Below are 14,546 nucleotides of genomic sequence, written 5' to 3'. Positions count from 1 at the left end.
GCGTTTGCCGTCCGGAGAGGCATCCTCATTCCTGCCGGTCAGCTTTCTCCACATGGCCCAGCGGCTTCTCCGGGAAGCAGACATCGCGCACCCGGCGTTTTAGCTCTGCCGCATCCGGAAATCCACCATCCTGCTTACGCTCCCAAATCTGCTGGCCGTCGATATCAATAGTGAAGATCCCGCCGGTCCCCGGCACCAGCGTCACCGAGGCGATATCGGTGCTGAAGGTATGTAACAGCTCCTGCGCCATCCAGCTGGCGCGCAGCATCCAGTTGCACTGGGAACAGTAGGTGATGGTGATAGCCGCTTTTGAATTCATCGTCGTCTCGCTAAGTCTGAAAGGGCAAAGTGTAAACAAAGTGCAGTTTAAATGAGGAATACATCAATATTTTATTGCAAACGATAATGCCTATCATTACCATTCGCAATCAACAAATGGAGTAAGACCGCATCCGCAACGGAAAAGACGGAGCAACCTGCAACACTGGAAGTAACGCGTGAGCCGATACTAATAACGATCAAGGCGTGGCGACTATGTACACATCGACTCCGTCAGCAGCATGGTGTAAAAAACGCCTGCTGGTGACCTCTTTGCTTGCAGCAATTTATCAGACTTCTGCCGTCGCAGCAGATACTTCCACCGTTAGCGGCGAGGCAGTGGATGACACCTCGGAACAAATGACCGTCACCGCTCCCGCACCGGTACAGAAAGCCGGTAGCGAACACAGCATCAGCGCCCGGGAGCTGGAGGATAAAGGCGCTAACGATTTCGGCTCGATCATGCGCTATGAGCCGCTCATCAGCGCCACTGGCGCCAGCGGCGGCTCCGGCAACGGCAAAAGCGGCTTCGACCGCGGCGGCTACACCGGCTACAACATTCGCGGCATGGAGAGCAACCGCGTCGGCATCGACGTGGACGGCATCGCCCAGCCCAACGCCACCGGCCGCGGCTACGTCGGCCGTGCTGGCCTCAACACCTTCGGCATCGGCCGCGATTATATCGACCCGTATATGTACGGCAGCGTGGATATTCAGTCCGGTGCCACCTCGACGGAAACGGCCAACAGCGCCGGAATGTCTCTTTCCGCCCGAAATCGGCGGATGATTACCTGCGCCCGGGCAAGACCAGCGCCTTCGGCTACCGCAGCGGCTACGACTCTGCGGATCGCAGCTGGCACAACGGGGTGACCGTCGCCGGCGGCGATGAGTTCCTGCGCGGAATTTTGGTCTACAGCCGCCGTGACGGCCAGGAAACCGAAAACAACAGCGGCACCGTCGATGCCTACCCGGCGAACTGGCACTCCGATGCCTTTCTGGCCTCCGGGATCTGGCAGCCTAACGATGAGCACAAGCTGACCAGCACCTTCGACTATTACCATAAAACCAACCACACCCACTACGATAGCTGGGACTCCAGCGGCAACAGCACCATCGGCACCGCCAACCAGACCAGCCAGACCCGGCGCTGGGGCCTGAGCCTGAAGGATGACTGGACGCCGATGAACGACTACCTCGACAGCGTCTCCACGAAAATCTACTACCAGCATACTGAAGCCCATGACTGGACTTATATGCCGGACAGCGTCACCCGCCGCATGCAGACGGTGAACTCCAACTACGACACCGACACCTGGGGCCTGCAGACCGCGCTGGCGAAAACCCTGGGCCGCCACGATCTGAGCGCTGGCTTCAACGCCAGCACGACCAAAACCCAGCGGCCGTTTAGCCAGTCGCCGATCCCCAGCGTTTACAGCGAGATTATGCAGCCGGAAGCAGACAGCCGCAGCTACACCCTCGGCGGCTTTGTCCAGGATAAGATCAACTTCGATCTCGATAGCCACAACTTCGCGATTATTCCCGGCGTGCGCGTGGTGCATCAATCGACTAAGCCGGAAAATCTGTCCGACCTTGCCGCCAACAGCAGCGTGCTGACCGAGTCGTCGGTAGCGAATCTGTATGGCAAAAACAGCGATACCCAGGTGCTGCCGTCGTTGACCTTCCAGTACGACATTACGCCGCGGCTGATGACCTACCTGCAGTACCAGCGCGGCGCGCAGTTCCCCAACGCCAGCCAGTTGTATGGCTCCTGGAACCTCGGCTCCAGCTACGCCGGCAGCCAGCAATATGCCCTGATCGGCAATACCGATCTGAAGACGGAAACCAGCGATAATCTCGAGTGGGGGCTGAAGGGGGAAGTCACCGAAGGCATCACCCTGCGCACCGCGCTGTTCTACAACAGCTATAAGAACTTTATCGCCTATACCCGCTATACCCGCGCCAATAATCCGGGCCAGTTCACCAACGTGCCGTCGAACATCTACACCATTTATCAGGCGGAAAACCGCGATAAAGCCTATATCTACGGCGGTGAAATCAGCACTAAATTTAATTTTGGCACCTGGTATGAGCAGGTGGACGGTCTGAGCGCCACCCTCGCCCTCGGCTATAGCGAAGGGAAATCGAAATCCAGCTACAGCGGCGATAAATACGTCGACCTCGACAGCGTGGCGCCGATGAAAGCCATCGTCGGCGTGGCCTGGGACGATCCGGCGAAACGCTACGGCACCGCCCTGACGGCAACTTTTGTCAAAGGGAAACAGGCGACCGCCACCAACCGCGAAAGCTACAGCAACAGCGGATCCGCCATCACCGATGCCAGCAGCGACTATATGCGCGTGCCGGGCTACGGCATGCTGGACTGGACCGCGTACTGGCAGGTGGCGAAAAACGTGCGCCTCAATGGCGGGGTCTACAACCTCACCGATCGTAAATACTGGGATTACCTGAGCAGCCGCAATATCGAGACCGGCACCAACCAGGACGCCAACGATAAAGCGCTGGCGGTGATGCCGGGCCGTACCTGGCAGCTGGGCGTCAACGTCGACTTCTGATTGCCCGAATAATAACGCACCTGCCCCCGGCCCAACGGCCGGGGATATTCATCGTCGAGTAAGGATATGATTATGCCCAATGCCCACCCTGACCTGTGGCAGCGCTACCAGGCCGCCAAAGCGACCAGCCCCGCGAAATATGCCCGCGATATCGCCGCGGAAATGGGGGTCAGCGAAGCCGAGCTGACCGCCGCCCGCCTCGGCCACGATGCCGTACGCCTGAGCGATGACGCTCGGGCGCTGATTGCCGACCTGGAGCGCGTCGGCGAAACCAAATGCATCTGCCGCAACGAGTATGCCGTGCATGAGCAAGTGGGCCAGTTCACGCACCAGCACCTCAGCGGCCACGCCGGGCTGGTGCTGAACCCGCGCGCGCTCGACCTGCGCCTGTTCCTCAGCCAGTGGGCCAGCGCGTTCCATCTAAACGACAATGGCCGTCAGAGCATCCAGTTCTTCGACCACCACGGCGATGCCCTGCTGAAGGTCTATGCGACCGCGCAGACCGACATGGCGGCCTGGGACACCCTGATCGCGGAACATCGGGTGGCGGTACCGGCACCGCTGGCCCTGCGTCCGCTGGAGCCGGTGAAATATGCCGACACCGCCGACGGTGCCGCCCTGGAGAACGACTGGCGCGCGATGACCGACGTTCACCAGTTCTTCGGCCTGCTGCGTAAATATCAGCTTTCCCGCCAGCAGGCTTTCCGTCTGGTGAGCGACGACCTCGCCTGCCGCGTTGATCGCCATGCGCTGCCGTCGCTGCTGGAGACGGTGCGCCAGGAAGGTAATGAAATCATGATTTTCGTCGGCAATCGCGGCTGCGTGCAGATCTTCACCGGCGCCCTGGAAAAGCTGGCCCCCATGCGCGGCTGGCTGAATATTTTCAATACCACCTTTACCCTGCATCTGCGCGAGGAGAGCATCGATGAAGTGTGGGTGACCCGCAAGCCGACCTCGGACGGACACGTCACCAGCGTCGAACTGTTCGCCAAAGACGGCACCCAGATTGCCCAGCTCTATGGCCAGCGCAGCGAGGGCCACCCCGAGCAGGCACAATGGCGCCAGCAGGTAGACCGTCTGACCCGTGAAGGACTGCCGGCATGATGCGCTGGTTACTGCTTCTCATCGTCTTCCCGTTGCTGAGCCACGCCGCCGTTGAGCGGCTCGTCACCCTCGGCGGAGATGTCACTGAGATCGTCTATGCTCTCGGCGCGGAACAGAGCCTGGTGGCGCGGGACAGCACCAGCACCTGGCCTGTCGCCGCGCAGAAGCTGCCGGACGTCGGCTACCTGCGACAGCTGAACGCTGAGGGGATCCTCGCGTTACGCCCGCAGCTGGTACTGGCCAGCGCGCAGGCGCAGCCCTCGCTGGTTTTACACAAGATACAGGCGAGAGGGGTGAAGGTGGTTAACGTGCCGGGCGGCGAAAGTCTGTCCGCGATCGATAACAAAGTGGCGGTCATTGCCGACGCGTTAGACAAAACGACGGCGGGCGACGCGCTGCGCCAGCAGCTCCAGCAGCAGATCGCCGCCATTCCCACGCGCCCTGCCGCCAAACGGGTGCTATTTATTCTCAGCCATGGCGGAATGAATACCCTGGTGGCCGGACAGCACACCGCGGCCGATGGCGCCATTCGCGCCGCCGGACTGCAGAACGCGATGCAGGGGTTCGATCACTATCGCGCCATGTCGCAGGAGGGGGTGGCCGCCAGCCAGGCGGATCTGGTGGTGATCTCCGCGGATGGTCTCAAAGGGATGGGCGGCGAAGCCGGGCTGTGGAAACTGCCCGGCCTGGCGCAGACCCCGGCAGGGCGTCATAAACAGCTGCTGACGATCGACGACATGGCCCTGCTCGGCTTCGCGCCGCGCACGCCGCAGGCGATAATCGCCCTGCGGAACAAAGCGGAGCAGTTGCCCTGATGCCCCCTGCCATCGCCCACCGTTTGCTGGTGATGACCCTGCTGCTGGTCTCCCTGACGCTGTTCGCCACCACCCTCGGCGCCATGCGCTTGCCGCTGATCAACCTGCTGCCTTCCGGGGATGAGGTGCTGCGCCACATCTGGCTGACCATCCGGCTGCCGCGGGTGCTGCTGGCCCTGCTGGTGGGCGCGGCGCTGGCCCTCTCCGGCTGCGTGATGCAGGGGCTGTTTCGCAACCCGCTTGCCGACCCGGGTCTGCTGGGCATCAGCAGCGGCGCCGCGCTGGCGGTGGCCAGCTGGCTGGTGCTCCCGTTCTCCGCTGCGGGGCTGATCGCCCTGTATATGCCGATGCTGGCGGCGTTTATTGGCAGCCTGGCGGTGATGGTGGTGATTTTCATCCTCAGTCGGGCGGAGGAGGGTTCGCTGTCGCGCCTGCTGCTGGTGGGGATCGCCATCAACGCGCTGTGCGGCGCGCTGGTCGGCGTCCTGTCCTGGCTGAGCAATGACGCCCAGCTGCGCCAGCTGTCGCTGTGGGGAATGGGCAGTCTGGGCCAGGCCGAATGGCCGACGCTGCTGGTGGCCGCGACCTTGATTATCCCGGCGGCGCTGGCGGTGTGGTGGATGGCATCCCGCCTCAATCTGCTGCAGCTTGGCGATGAAGAGGCGCACTATCTCGGGGTCAACGTGCGGGCGCTCCAGCGCTGGCTGCTGCTGTGCAGCGCGGTGCTGGTGGCCGCCGCGGTGGCCATCAGCGGAGTCATCGGCTTTATCGGCCTGGTGGTGCCGCACCTGATGCGCCTGTGGCTGGGACCGGACCATCGCGGACTGATCCCCGGCTCGCTGCTGGCCGGCGCGATCCTGCTTCTGCTGGCCGACACCCTGGCCCGCACCGTGGCGGCGCCGGCGGAGATACCGGTCGGTCTGCTCACCAGCCTGCTGGGCGCCCCCTGGTTTCTGTGGCTGGTCTTTCGTCGGGAGAACTCCAGACATGGTTAATGCATACTGCGCCCAGGGGCTGTCACTTCACCTTGGTAAACGACAGATTATCGACAACGTCTCCGTCGCGCTGCGCGGCGGCGAGATGACGGCGCTTATCGGGCCGAACGGCGCCGGGAAATCCACTCTGCTGCGCCTGTTGACCGGCTATCTGACGCCGGACAGCGGCACCCGCCATCTTGCAGGCAAGCCGCTGGAGGCCTGGTCCCCCGAGGCGCTGTCGCGCCGGCGGGCGGTCATGCTACAGCGAACGGCCCTGCAGGCCGACTGGACGGTGGAAACGGTCATTGCCATGGGACGCTCACCGTGGGGCGCGACGGCGGATCCGGCGGTGCTGGCGGCGGTGATGGCCGTCACCGGCTGCGATGGCCTTGCCGGTCGCCGCTATCCCGGCCTCTCCGGCGGCGAGCAGCAGCGGGTACAGCTGGCCCGCTGTCTGGCGCAGCTATGGCGCGACGGCGCGCCGCAGGGCTGGCTGTTTCTCGATGAGCCCACCTCGGCGCTGGACCTTTACTATCAGCAGCACCTGCTGCGTTTGCTCAAACGGCTCACCGCCGGCGGGCAACTGCATGTTTGCGTGGTGCTGCATGACCTTAACCTCGCCGCCCTGTGGGCCGACCGCATTCTGCTGCTGAACCGGGGAAATCTGGTTGCCCAGGGCACGCCGCAGGAGGTGATCCAGCAGCCGGTTATCCATCGCTGGTACGGGGCGGATGTCCGCCTCGCCCAGCACCCGGACAACGCCGCCCCTCAGGTTTATCTGGCGCCGTAACCCCCCGCGCGGCGCAACTGGAATCCGGATCGCGCCGCGCTTACGCTTTCTGGCAATAATTGCCTGCATTATATTATTGAGGGTCATTTATATTTAAAATCTATACCAATGGCGTAATAACCCAATGAAATATTTACGACAGCTATTTTTAAATATAAACCATCATTACAGAGAAGATATTTCCCCTATTAATCCAAAAACGACACATTGATTATTTACTGCGCTTAATCAACTCGATACACTGTTTTTCTTACTAATGATAATAGAGGAAAGAAGAAGCATGGCTATTCCAGGTAATATGTGGATATACGACGACGGTGGGGCACTAATCAAAGGTGGTTGTGATGTGTTATCGCCCGTTATATTCCGTGGTTAGGTTGGATAAGACTTGTAAACTCAATTTATCAAGCTTAAAGAAAAACTCACGAAAATACAAACCAATAGCTCGCCCCAAAGACCGTATACAATAGACATCCTTTTAATGAAAAGCATTCAAGATCAGGTTTTAGACTTGTTTAAAGATGAGATCTCAACCCGTTTAGATAAAAATTGGAAAGAAATCCCATTGGAACTTGATTATGACTTATTTGATGCTCCCGGCGACGATCTGCATGACGCTTTAAATAAATTTGAACAAAAATTTAATGTTGATCTTTCCCGTGTTAAATGGTCGTGTTATTTCCCTTGGGAGAATACTCCAATGCTAACTCGGTGGTTTAAAGTAAAACGAGAAGATGTAGAAAAAACGCGTAAACCTTTAACCATCAAAATGTTTGCCGAATCAGCAAAAGCAGGTAAATGGCTTTACGACTAGCAACCACAAGCCGTTGTCGTAACGAGGTCTGCGGCCAGAAGGCAGAACAACATCGACGGCGAACGTAATGCATGAAAACGATCGCGTGGCGGTGATTCAACCACTGTGACGATACCCCGCCCCCTCTGCAACTGGAATCCGGATCGCGCCGCGTGCTTTCGTCCGTTTCCCTCTCCTGCCCATCTCCGTTATTATGTCTCATCCATGTGATAACGACGAAAACAACAAAATCGCAGCCATTTAAAATCAGGGATCTGGATAACACCCCATGAGCACAATTGACAATCTCGACGCCCACACGCCGATGATGCAGCAGTATCTCAAGCTGAAGGCGCAACATCCTGACATTCTGCTGTTTTACCGGATGGGGGATTTTTACGAGCTGTTTTATGACGATGCAAAACGCGCGTCGCAGCTGCTCGATATCTCGCTGACCAAGCGCGGCGCCTCCGCGGGCGAACCGATACCCATGGCCGGCATCCCCCACCACGCCGTAGAGAACTACCTCGCCAAACTGGTCAATCAGGGCGAGTCGGTGGCCATTTGCGAACAGATTGGCGACCCGGCCACCACCAAGGGGCCGGTTGAGCGTAAGGTGGTGCGTATCGTTACGCCGGGCACCATCAGCGATGAAGCGCTGCTGCAGGAGCGTCAGGACAATCTGCTGGCCGCTATCTGGCAGGACAGCAAAGGCTTCGGCTACGCGACGCTGGATATCAGCTCCGGGCGCTTTCGCCTGAGCGAACCGGCCGATCGTGAAACCATGGCGGCAGAGCTGCAGCGTACTAATCCGGCAGAGCTGCTGTATGCGGAAGATTTCGCTGAGTCGTCGCTGATTGAAGGCCGCCGCGGCCTGCGCCGTCGCCCGCTATGGGAATTTGAAATCGATACCGCGCGCCAGCAGCTCAACCTGCAGTTCGGCACCCGCGATCTGGTTGGTTTCGGTGTGGAAAACGCCCCGCGCGGCCTGTGCGCCGCCGGCTGCCTGCTGCAGTATGTTAAAGACACCCAGCGTACCTCGCTGCCGCATATCCGCTCCATCACCATGGAACGCCAGCAGGACAGCATCATTATGGATGCCGCCACCCGCCGTAACCTCGAGATCACCCAGAATCTCGCCGGCGGCACCGACAACACCCTGGCCTCGGTACTCGACTGTACAGTGACGCCAATGGGTAGCCGGATGCTCAAACGCTGGCTGCATATGCCGGTCCGCGACACGGCGGTACTGGTAGAGCGCCAGCAGACCATCGGCGCGCTGCAGGAGCGCTATACCGAGCTGCAGCCGGTGCTGCGCCAGGTCGGCGATCTGGAGCGTATTCTGGCGCGTCTGGCGCTGCGTACCGCCCGGCCGCGCGATCTTGCCCGCATGCGTCATGCCCTGCAACAACTGCCTCTGCTGCGTGAGCTGCTGGCCGACGTTGACAGTCAGCCGGTGCAAAAATTGCGCGAGAAAATGGGCGAGTTCACCGAACTGCGCGAACTGCTGGAGCGCGCGGTGATCGACGCCCCGCCGGTGCTGGTCCGCGATGGCGGGGTCATCGCTCCGGGCTACAGCGAAGAGCTGGATGAGTGGCGGGCGCTGGCCGATGGCGCTACCGATTATCTCGATAAGCTGGAGATCCGCGAGCGCGAGCGGCTGGGCCTCGATACCCTGAAGGTCGGCTACAACGCCGTCCACGGCTACTACATCCAGATCAGCCGCGGCCAGAGCCACCTCGCGCCGATCCACTACGTGCGCCGCCAGACGCTGAAAAACGCCGAACGCTACATTATTCCTGAGCTGAAGGAGTATGAAGATAAGGTGCTGACCTCCAAGGGCAAAGCGCTGGCGCTGGAAAAACAGCTTTATGACGAGCTGTTCGACCTGCTGCTGCCGCATCTCGCCGACCTGCAAACCAGCGCCAGCGCACTGGCCGAGCTGGACGTGCTGGTCAACCTGGCGGAACGCGCGGAAACCCTGAACTACTGCTGCCCGACCTTTAGCGATAAGCCAGGCATTCGCATCAGCGAAGGCCGTCATCCGGTGGTCGAGCAGGTGCTGAAAGAGCCGTTTATCGCTAACCCGCTACAGCTGGCGCCGCAGCGGCGGATGCTGATCATCACCGGGCCGAACATGGGGGGTAAAAGTACCTATATGCGCCAGACCGCGCTGATTGCGCTGCTGGCCTATATTGGCAGCTACGTCCCGGCGCAGAAGGTCGAGATCGGGCCAATCGATCGCATCTTTACTCGCGTCGGCGCGGCGGATGACCTGGCCAGCGGCCGCTCGACCTTTATGGTGGAGATGACTGAAACTGCCAATATTCTGCACAACGCCACCGAGCATAGTCTGGTGCTGATGGATGAGATTGGCCGCGGCACGTCCACCTACGACGGTCTGTCGCTGGCGTGGGCCTGTGCGGAAAATCTGGCGAATAAGATCAAGGCGCTGACGCTGTTCGCTACCCACTACTTCGAGCTCACCCAGCTGCCGGAGAAAATGGAAGGTGTAGCCAACGTGCACCTCGACGCGCTGGAGCACGGCGACACCATCGCCTTTATGCATAGCGTACAGGACGGCGCGGCCAGCAAGAGCTATGGCCTGGCGGTTGCCGCGCTGGCGGGGGTGCCGAAAGAGGTGATCAAGCGCGCGCGGCAGAAACTGCGCGAGCTGGAGAGTATCTCGCCCAACGCGGCGGCTACCCAGGTCGACGGCACGCAGATGTCGTTGCTCGCCGCCCCGGAAGAGACCTCACCTGCGGTTGAGGCGCTGGAGAATCTTGATCCCGATTCCCTGACACCGCGTCAGGCGCTGGAGTGGATCTACCGTCTGAAAAGTCTGGTCTAGTCAGGCATTAAGGTGAAAAACGGCAGCGCTGCGAAGCGCTGCCGTTTTAGCAAATAAAATGGGTGCAAGAGGATGCGTCCTGACAATCCATACGCGGGGTTGCCCCCGCGCGGATGCTACTTCTTCGATTCGTAAGCGAGAACAGCTTTAAACTCAATATTACGCTCTTTAATACTCAGCTCGCACAGTGAGCTGTGCACCAACAGCGTAAATCCCAGTACCGTAATACAGAGTACGATGATTGCCACAAGGGCATATTTTGTCAGCATATCTTGCCTCCCTGCAAAGAAGAGACTAACATCTGAATTGTCTATGTTCATTCGCTAGCCTCAGTTGATAGAAATATCTCCTGGGGCTTTCGTCTGTCTGGGGTCCTGGTAATGCTCAAGGCCAGACAGCCTCAAGCACCCGCCGCTATTCTATACTCGCGAGGGTCAGAAAATTATCAGTGATTATTAAACCAGGCTGTTTTTATAATAATCTGGAAGCAGACTCGCAAAGTCACCCCAGTATATTAACCCTTCGCGTAATTTTTTTAATTTAATGAAAAAATAGCTTCCATAATTGTACTAAATATAAAAAGGCCCGACTTAGCGGGCCCCTTTCATTAACGCTTATCTTCCGACAATAGCGGCGGTACGTGCGGCACCTGCGGCGCCTCATCAATATCTTTCTGCGTCATGCGGAACGCTTCCGGATAGTGTTCGCGACTGGTGCGGCGCAGTGGCTCGGTATTTCGCCAGGTATAAAGGCAGTGCTGGCACTGATACACGGTCCAGACCCCTTTCACCGGCGATGTCGCCATGACTTCAATTTTTTCATCGGCGCAACGTGGACAAATCATCTTCTTCTCCTTATTTACGGTTGGCCAGCATAGCGGTCAGTTTTTCAGCCCAGGCTTTGGTTTCCGGCAGATCCTGCACCGGCTGGCTGTAGTGGCCGCGAAGGTCCGGCGCAACCGGGGTGGTGGCGTCGATAATCAGTTTGTCGGTGATCCCCGCCGGACTTGAACCCGGATCGAGCTCCAGCACCGACATGTTCGGCAACTGTACCAGGTCCCCCGCCGGATTGACCTTCGAGGAGAGCGCCCACATCACCTGCGGCAGGTTGAACGGATCCACGTCTTCATCGACCATGATCACCATCTTCACGTAGCCAAGGCCGTGCGGGGTGGTCATCGCCCGCATCCCCACTGCACGGGCAAAGCCGCCGTAGCGTTTTTTAGTGGAGATAATTGCCAGCAGACCATGGGTGTACATGGCGTTGACCGCCTGCACTTCCGGGAAATCCGCTTTCAGCTGCTGATACAGTGGTACGCAGGTCACCGGGCCCATCAGGTAGTCAATTTCGGTCCACGGCATGCCAAGATAGAGAGATTCAAAAATCGGTTTCGTGCGATACGAGACTTTATCGATACGTACCACCGTCATGTTACGACAGCCGGAGTAGTGACCGGTAAACTCGCCAAACGGCCCTTCGACTTCACGTTTGCGCCCTTCGATTACCCCTTCGAGGATCACTTCCGAACCCCACGGCACATCAAAACCGGTCAGCGGTGCGGTGGCGATCGGATATGGACTTTCGCGCAGCGCGCCAGCCATCTCATATTCAGACTGATCGTATTTCAGCGGCGTAGCGCCCATCAGGGTGATGATCGGATCGTTACCGAGGGTGATCGCAATCGGCAGATCCTCGCCGCGCTCTTCCGCTTTATGCAGATGCAGCGCAATATCGTGCATCGGTACTGGCTGCAGGCCGAGCTTACGCTTGCCCTTCACTTCCATACGGTAGATGCCGACGTTCTGCTTGCCGAAGTTATCTTTATCCAGCGGATCGCGGGACACCACGCACGCTTTATCAAGGTAGAAACCACCGTCGCCATCGTTGAGGCGAAACAGCGGCAGAATATCGAACAGGTTGATATCATCGCCATCCACGGTGTTTTCCGCCCAGGCCGGGTTGGCGCGACGCTCTGGCGTCACCGGGAAGTTATCCCAGCGGCGAATGAATTCATCAATCTGCTTTTTCACCGGCGTGTTGGGCGGCAGGCCCAGCGAGATGGCATGGTTCTGCCACGAGCCGATGGTGTTCATCGTCACGCGGGCGTCGGTAAAGCCGCGAATATTATCGAACCACAGCGCCGGGGCGCCGTCGCCGATGCGTCCGGTCGCATTGGCGGCCGCCGCCAGATCGGGCTCAGCGTTCACCTCTTCACTGATTTTCAGCAGTTGTCCCTGGTCATCCAGCGCCTGCAAAAAGCTGCGCAAATCATCAAAAGCCATTATTCGATCTCCTGTGCAAATTGTTCTGCCGTGCGCAAGCCGTTCCAGCGGCGCGCTTTGTGATAGTCGAGGCCAAACTGATCCAGCACCCGGGTGGTTGTAGTAAGCCGGCATCGGCGGCACCATCGCCACGCCCATGCGCGACAGCGCCAGCATGTTCTCCAGATGGATCGTGCTGAGCGGCATTTCCCGCGGGACCAGCACCAGCTTGCGCCCCTCTTTGAGCACCACGTCCGCCGCGCGGCCCACCAGCCCTTCGGCATAACCCGCGCGAATGCCTGCCAGCGTTTTCATACTGCAGGGAATAACGATCATGCCGTCGGTACGAAATGAACCGGAAGAGATGGTGGCGGCCTGGTCTGCCGGGCTGTGGGAAAAGTCCGCCAGCGCGGCCACTTCGCGCGCTGTCCAGGGCGTTTCCAGCTCGATGGTGGTTTTGGCCCATTTCGACATCACCAGGTGGGTTTCCACCTCCGGCATATCACGTAGCGCCTGCAGCAATGCCACCCCAAGCGGAGCCCCGGTGGCCCCCGTCATCCCAATAATCAGTTTCATTCCAGACCTCACTCATTTTGTTCGTACACGAACTTTATATTTAAATTACCCTCTCCGGACGGGGATGACAAGATCGTTCGTATACGTGCGCATTTTTAATCAAAAACGCAGAAAGGGTATAAAATGGCGTACGAACGGCTATCATAGAGGTGACAGTTTTGTTACGGAGTATTCATGGAGTTACGAAACGAAGCATTTCACCTGCTGCGCCAACTTTTTCAACAACATACCGCCCGCTGGCAGCAGGCGTTACCGGACCTGACTAAACCTCAGTATGCGGTGATGCGCTCGGTAGCGGAGCAGCCGGGTATTGAGCAGGTCGTGCTGATTGAAGCGGCGGTCAGTACCAAGGCCACGCTGGCGGAGATGCTCAGCCGGATGGAGGCGCGCGGCCTGGTGCGCCGGGAACACGATCCCGCCGATAAACGCCGCCGTTTTGTCTATCTGACCGAACAAGGCGAGGCGTTGCTTAACCGTTCGATTCCGCAGGGCAATGAGATCGATGACGAGTTTCTCGGCCGCCTGAGCGATGGCGAACGTGAACAGTTCACCCGGCTGGTGCGCAAAATGATGGCGCCCTGAGCGGGCGCTTAACCGCCCTTCTCGCGCAGGAAGTCAATAAACGCCCGCACCCGGGTCGGCAAATGCTGCGCGTCGGGATAAAGAGCATACACGCCCTGCTGTGGGAAGTGGTATTCCGGCAGAAGCGACACCAGTTCCCGCTGCGCCACTTTTTCGGCTACCAGCCACGCCGGCAGCAAGGCAACACCGCATCCGGCCAACGCAAAGCTCATCAACGCCGTAGCGCTGTCGGCTGAAAAACGCGGCGCGCGGGCTATCGCGAAATCCACCGCTGTCTGGTGATCCGTTCGCAGCTGCCAGCGCAGCGGCGCCGGCAGACGCTCATGAATAATCCAGTCAGCTTGCGCCAGATCGGACAGCGTCTGCACCGGATGGCTTGCCAGCCAGGCCGGGGAGGCGACGGGCAGGATCGCGAAACTGGCTATTCGCGTCGCCCGATAGCGGGAATCGGCCAGCGTCCCAAGGCGTATCGCCACATCAAATCGTTCTGAAATAAGGTCTGCATGATGGGAGGAGGAGACGTGGCGCACCCGCAGCGCCGGATGACGTCGGGCAAACGCGGCCAGCGCCGGAATAATAACCTGCGCGCCATACTCCGGCGTGGTGGTGATCCGCAGCTCCCCGCTTAAGCCGCTATGGCTGGCCCGCACCTCATCCTGTAGATTTTCCGCCGCGTTCAGCAGCGCCACCCCGCGCTGATAGAACAACGCCCCGGCGTCAGTGAGCCGCAGACGCCGCGTCGAACGCAACAGGAGCGTTACCCCAAGCTCATTTTCCAGTTGCCGCACGTTAAAACTGACCACGGCTTTAGTCTGCCCCAGCGCCGCGGCGGCCTGGGTGAAACTGCCGGCGTCCACCACGGCGATAAACATGGTTACGCGCTGAAGATTTAGCATCGTCGTCCGG

12 protein-coding genes and 4 pseudogenes are annotated in these 14,546 nt (G+C 59.4%); 10 read left to right on the top strand and 6 right to left on the bottom strand.

The window, feature by feature from the left end; all coding sequences use genetic code 11:
* Positions 1-25 precede the first annotated feature (25 nt).
* Positions 26-319: an Rdx family protein gene (locus B8P98_RS05720; protein WP_080897120.1), complete on the bottom strand. Its 294-nt coding sequence runs from the start codon at positions 317-319 to the stop codon at positions 26-28.
* Between the two features lie 215 nt (positions 320-534).
* Here B8P98_RS05720 and B8P98_RS05715 point away from each other — a divergent pair.
* The 9 genes and pseudogenes from B8P98_RS05715 to mutS all read left to right on the top strand — a co-directional run bounded on the left by B8P98_RS05715 (position 535) and on the right by mutS (position 10,221).
* A pseudogene (locus B8P98_RS05715) lies at positions 535-2,891 on the top strand (TonB-dependent receptor domain-containing protein).
* Between the two features lie 72 nt (positions 2,892-2,963).
* Positions 2,964-3,995 carry a hemin-degrading factor gene (locus B8P98_RS05710; protein ID WP_095032814.1) on the top strand — a complete coding sequence of 344 codons (1,032 nt, stop codon included), beginning with the start codon at positions 2,964-2,966 and terminating at the stop codon, positions 3,993-3,995.
* A complete protein-coding gene (locus tag B8P98_RS05705; RefSeq protein WP_095032813.1) occupies positions 3,992-4,810 on the top strand; it encodes a heme/hemin ABC transporter substrate-binding protein in 819 nt (272 codons plus the stop codon). Before B8P98_RS05710 ends, B8P98_RS05705 begins: the two co-directional genes overlap by 4 nt.
* Positions 4,810-5,805 carry a FecCD family ABC transporter permease gene (locus B8P98_RS05700; RefSeq protein WP_025712808.1) on the top strand — a complete coding sequence of 332 codons (996 nt, stop codon included), beginning with the start codon at positions 4,810-4,812 and terminating at the stop codon, positions 5,803-5,805. Before B8P98_RS05705 ends, B8P98_RS05700 begins: the two co-directional genes overlap by 1 nt.
* Positions 5,798-6,577 (top strand): heme ABC transporter ATP-binding protein, encoded by a 780-nt coding sequence (locus B8P98_RS05695; RefSeq protein WP_080897116.1) that lies wholly within the window; start codon positions 5,798-5,800, stop codon positions 6,575-6,577. The genes B8P98_RS05700 and B8P98_RS05695 overlap by 8 nt, the downstream gene beginning before the upstream one ends.
* Before the next feature lie 280 nt (positions 6,578-6,857).
* A pseudogene (locus tag B8P98_RS05690) lies at positions 6,858-6,926 on the top strand (type VI secretion system tube protein Hcp); the annotation flags it as partial.
* Positions 6,926-7,047, top strand: a pseudogene (locus tag B8P98_RS31550) (STM2901 family protein); the annotation flags it as partial. The pseudogenes B8P98_RS05690 and B8P98_RS31550, both read left to right, overlap by 1 nt.
* Positions 7,044-7,391 carry a DUF1493 family protein gene (locus B8P98_RS05680; protein WP_025712810.1) on the top strand — a complete coding sequence of 116 codons (348 nt, stop codon included), beginning with the start codon at positions 7,044-7,046 and terminating at the stop codon, positions 7,389-7,391. The pseudogene B8P98_RS31550 and the gene B8P98_RS05680, both read left to right, overlap by 4 nt.
* A 268-nt stretch (positions 7,392-7,659) precedes the next feature.
* Positions 7,660-10,221 carry a DNA mismatch repair protein MutS gene (mutS, locus tag B8P98_RS05675; RefSeq protein ID WP_004151059.1) on the top strand — a complete coding sequence of 854 codons (2,562 nt, stop codon included), beginning with the start codon at positions 7,660-7,662 and terminating at the stop codon, positions 10,219-10,221.
* A gap of 116 nt (positions 10,222-10,337) precedes the next feature.
* Here mutS and B8P98_RS05670 read toward each other — a convergent pair whose 3' ends face one another.
* The 4 genes and pseudogenes from B8P98_RS05670 to B8P98_RS05650 all read right to left on the bottom strand — a co-directional run bounded on the left by B8P98_RS05670 (position 10,338) and on the right by B8P98_RS05650 (position 13,058).
* Complete coding sequence (locus B8P98_RS05670; RefSeq protein WP_002915097.1) at positions 10,338-10,490, bottom strand: Hok/Gef family protein; 153 nt, start codon at positions 10,488-10,490, stop codon at positions 10,338-10,340.
* 338 nt (positions 10,491-10,828) lie between these two features.
* Positions 10,829-11,065 (bottom strand): non-oxidative hydroxyarylic acid decarboxylases subunit D, encoded by a 237-nt coding sequence (locus B8P98_RS05660; protein WP_095032812.1) that lies wholly within the window; start codon positions 11,063-11,065, stop codon positions 10,829-10,831.
* Between the two features lie 10 nt (positions 11,066-11,075).
* Positions 11,076-12,503 carry a non-oxidative hydroxyarylic acid decarboxylases subunit C gene (locus B8P98_RS05655; RefSeq protein WP_095032811.1) on the bottom strand — a complete coding sequence of 476 codons (1,428 nt, stop codon included), beginning with the start codon at positions 12,501-12,503 and terminating at the stop codon, positions 11,076-11,078.
* Positions 12,503-13,058 (bottom strand): annotated as a pseudogene (locus B8P98_RS05650) (UbiX family flavin prenyltransferase). The gene B8P98_RS05655 and the pseudogene B8P98_RS05650 overlap by 1 nt, the downstream one beginning before the upstream one ends.
* A gap of 174 nt (positions 13,059-13,232) precedes the next feature.
* Here B8P98_RS05650 and B8P98_RS05645 point away from each other — a divergent pair.
* The gene (locus B8P98_RS05645; protein ID WP_008806213.1) at positions 13,233-13,640 is read left to right on the top strand and encodes a MarR family winged helix-turn-helix transcriptional regulator; all 408 of its coding nucleotides are present in this window, start codon (positions 13,233-13,235) and stop codon (positions 13,638-13,640) included.
* Between the two features lie 8 nt (positions 13,641-13,648).
* Here the strand turns inward: B8P98_RS05645 and B8P98_RS05640 are convergent, their stop codons facing one another.
* Positions 13,649-14,536 carry a LysR family transcriptional regulator gene (locus tag B8P98_RS05640; RefSeq protein ID WP_095032810.1) on the bottom strand — a complete coding sequence of 296 codons (888 nt, stop codon included), beginning with the start codon at positions 14,534-14,536 and terminating at the stop codon, positions 13,649-13,651.
* Positions 14,537-14,546: the final 10 nt, after the last annotated feature.

Origin of the sequence: Klebsiella quasivariicola (assembly GCF_002269255.1) — a bacterium.
GTDB lineage: Bacteria > Pseudomonadota > Gammaproteobacteria > Enterobacterales > Enterobacteriaceae > Klebsiella > Klebsiella quasivariicola.
This window is presented reverse-complemented; position numbering and strand designations above follow the sequence as displayed.